This is a genomic window from Arthrobacter sp. P1_A5, assembly GCF_056406825.1.
Genome location: NZ_JBFTZL010000283.1, coordinates 1 through 3,195, shown reverse-complemented (window position 1 = coordinate 3,195; position 3,195 = coordinate 1). Strand labels below are relative to the sequence as shown.

At 64.4% G+C, this 3,195-nt stretch carries 4 protein-coding genes; 1 reads left to right on the top strand and 3 read right to left on the bottom strand.

What is annotated here, in order from left to right:
• On the bottom strand, window positions 1-1,365 hold a 1,365-nt coding region (gene glnA / locus AC1D1S_RS20330), incomplete at its 3' end, for a type I glutamate--ammonia ligase (protein ID WP_476995346.1).
• Window positions 1,366-1,649: 284 nt separating this feature from the next.
• Here glnA and AC1D1S_RS20325 point away from each other — a divergent pair.
• The gene (locus AC1D1S_RS20325) at window positions 1,650-2,087 is read left to right on the top strand and encodes an RDD family protein (protein WP_476995345.1); all 438 of its coding nucleotides are present in this window, start codon (window positions 1,650-1,652) and stop codon (window positions 2,085-2,087) included.
• A 259-nt stretch (window positions 2,088-2,346) separates the two neighbouring features.
• Here AC1D1S_RS20325 and AC1D1S_RS20320 read toward each other — a convergent pair whose 3' ends face one another.
• On the bottom strand, window positions 2,347-2,709 hold the full coding sequence (locus AC1D1S_RS20320) for a DUF3817 domain-containing protein (protein WP_476995344.1): 363 nt from the start codon (window positions 2,707-2,709) through the stop codon (window positions 2,347-2,349).
• A 216-nt stretch (window positions 2,710-2,925) separates the two neighbouring features.
• Window positions 2,926-3,195: DUF4191 family protein (locus AC1D1S_RS20315; RefSeq protein WP_476995343.1), on the bottom strand; the 270-nt coding region annotated here is incomplete at its 5' end.

The window sequence follows — 3,195 nt, the reverse complement described above, 5'->3', positions numbered from 1 at the left end:
CTCGTTCTCGTACTTGTACTCGATCCAGGTGTCGATCAGGTCCTGGGTGAAGACGCCGCCGGCCTGCAGGAACTCGTTGTCCTCGGCCAGTGCATCCAGGGCCTCCTCGAGGGTGCCCGGAGCCTTGGGGATGTCCTTGGCTTCCTCGGCCGGGAGCTCGTAGAGGTCCTTGTCGATCGGAGCCGGGGGTTCGATCCGGTTACGGATGCCGTCGATGCCGGCCATCAGCTGGGCAGCGAACGCCAGGTACGGGTTGGAGGAGGGGTCCGGCGCGCGGAACTCGATGCGCTTGGCCTTCGGGTTGGAGCCCGTGATCGGGATACGGATACCGGCGGAGCGGTTGCCCTGCGAGTAAACCATGTTGACCGGGGCTTCGAAACCCTTGACCAGGCGGCGGTAGGAGTTCACCGTCGGGTTGGTGAAGGCCAGGACAGCGGAGGAGTGCTTCAGCAGGCCACCGATGTACCAGCGGGCGGTGTCGGACAGGCCGGCGTAGCCCTTTTCATCGTAGAACAGCGGCTCGCCGCCGGTCCACAGCGACTGGTGGCAGTGCATGCCCGAGCCGTTGTCRCCGAAGAYCGGYTTCGGCATGAAGGTCACGGACTTGCCCCAGGCATCGGCGGTGTTCTTGATGACGTACTTGAACTTCTGCAGGTCATCAGCCGCGTGGGTCAGGGTGGTGAACTTGTAGTTGATTTCAGCCTGGCCGGCGGAGCCGACTTCGTGGTGGCTGCGCTCGACCTCAAGGCCGGCATCGTCCAGGGCAACACACATGGCGTCGCGCAGGTCGGCCTGCTTGTCGGTGGGGGAGACCGGGAAGTATCCGCCCTTGACCGGGGTCTTGTAGCCGAGGTTTCCGCCCTCTTCCTCACGGCCCGAGTTCCAGTGTGCTTCCTCGGAGTCGATCTTGTAGAAGCTGCCCTGCGGGGAGGACTGGTACTGGACGTTGTCGAAGACGAAGAACTCGGCCTCGGGAGCGAAGAAAGCGGTGTCGGCAATGCCGGTCGAAGCCAGGTAGGCCTCCGCCTTCTCGGCCACGCCGCGGGGATCGCGGTGGTACGGGTCACCGGTACGCGGGTTCACGATCGAGAAGTTCAGCGCAAGGGTCTTCTCCATGCGGAACGTGTCGATGAACGCCGTCGTGACGTCCGGGATGAGCTGCATGTCAGACTCGGCGATGCCCTGGAAGCCGCGGATCGAAGATCCGTCGAAAAGCTGGCCGTTGACGAAGAAGTCGGCGTCAACGCTCTTGGCAGGCACGTTGAAGTGCTGCTGAACGCCCGGGAGATCGGTGAAGCGGATATCGACGAATTTGATGTCTTCGTCCTTGATGAACTTGAGGACTTCGTCCGCAGTCTTGAACATCTATGCTCCTTACGCATATGAAAGATCTGGCCGTCAGGCACATTTGTCCAGCGCAGTCCAACGGCGGAGAAGGCAAAAAAGCTTCCCCGCTTCGCAGTCGCTAGCAACTGTTACCACCCTAAGGACAAGGGATTTCCCCGCAGTGTCCGCCTTGTTTCGGGGAGGTTACAGAATGTCCTGACACGTAAACGCTAGTCGCCAGTCCACACTGTGGCCTATCTGGTCCACAGTGTGACACCCTACCGTCCACACTGTGGACAGGCCAGAGCCGATAAGCTTGGAGGGTGGTTGATCGCAAAGACATCGGTTCATGGCTCACCGGGCCAGACACATCCGGCATCTCCAGATACCCGGGGGAGCGGCTCGGGCTGCCCGAGTCCGGGGCAGGATCGATCGCCCGTGCCGGCCGGCGCATCCTGGCGATCTGCATTGACTGGGGCATCGCGCTGTTGATCAGCAATTTCGCCTTTGGCGGCGACTCCTGGGCGACGCTTGCCGTGTTTGCCATCGAGCAGATCCTGCTGATCGGCACCCTCGGCTACGGCATCGGCCACCGGATCGTGGGGATTCACGTGGTCCGGCTGGGCGGCGGCCCGGCGGGTCCACTCGCGGCCCTGGTGCGCACCCTGCTGCTGTGCCTCGTTATCCCGGCCGTCATCTTCGACCCGGACCAGCGCGGCCTCCACGACAAGGCGATGAATACGGTGCTCGTCCGGACGTAGCAATCCACGGCCGGATGCACGACGGCGGTGCCAGGCAACGGGGCGCGGCGGGCCTTCGTCCGTTTGCCACGAATGGCCGCTAACTTCCCCGGCATTGCGGCCATGTGCGTCAGATGGGCGCAGCGATGGTGCCGGGGCGCGGCGGGCCCTCGTCCGCTTGCCACGAACGGCCGCTAACTTCCCCGCATAGCGGCCATGTGCGTCAGATGGGCACAGCGATGGTGCCGGGGCGCACAGAAACCCGAGGTCCTGGGCGGAGCTAGACTCCCGCGGTCTCCTGGGCCGGCGTCGGCGCAGCCTCTCCGGACCGTTCCGTCAGGTATCCGTGGCGGCCGGCCCAGCGCTCAAACCACACCGTCGCGAAGGGGAAAACGGCGGAGAGCCCGGCGAGCAAGGCAACCCGGAACGGCCAGCGCAGCATTGCCCACAGGCTCAGTGCCGCAATCCCGTAGCCGATGAAGAACGCCCCGTGGATCGGACCGGCAATCTCCACGCCGAGTTCCGTCGTCCGGGTGATCCATTTGAGCACCATGCCGAGCAACAGAGCGGCCCAGCTGAACGCTTCGGCGATCGCCAGTCCCCGGAAAATGCGGATCATCGTGGCGGTCGAGGGAAGTTTCATGCGTATCTCCTAAGTTCTTGCGTCCGTTTTCGTGGCGTCCGGTGTTGCTCTATCCGGTACCTTGCGTCCGTTGTCCCGGGTCCGGTGACCCGGCGCCGGGCGGGCCGACGTCGGGCAGTATAAGAAACGCCCCGGCTGGCGGCCTGAGGTGGCCGTGAACCGGGGCGAATCTGTACTGCGGGCAATTCCGTCATGCGGTGCGGTACTGCCGCCCGCCTAGCGTCCGCGGGTGGGACGGGCCTTGTAGGGATCGATGCCCTTCGGGATGGGCAGRCGGCCGCCGAGCGAGGAAATGCGCTTCGACACGGCGCTGACCTCAGTCTTGGTCAGTTCGCCCTTGAGCTTGTTCATCTTCCGGGCGATCTGGCTGAGCGGCACCTGGCCCTCGCCGCGGCCGCTTTCGATCACGTGGATGGTGACGTTGGGCAGGATGCGCGCAAGGCGCTTGCGCTCGGCATCGACCAGCGGCTTGACCCGGTTGCTGGG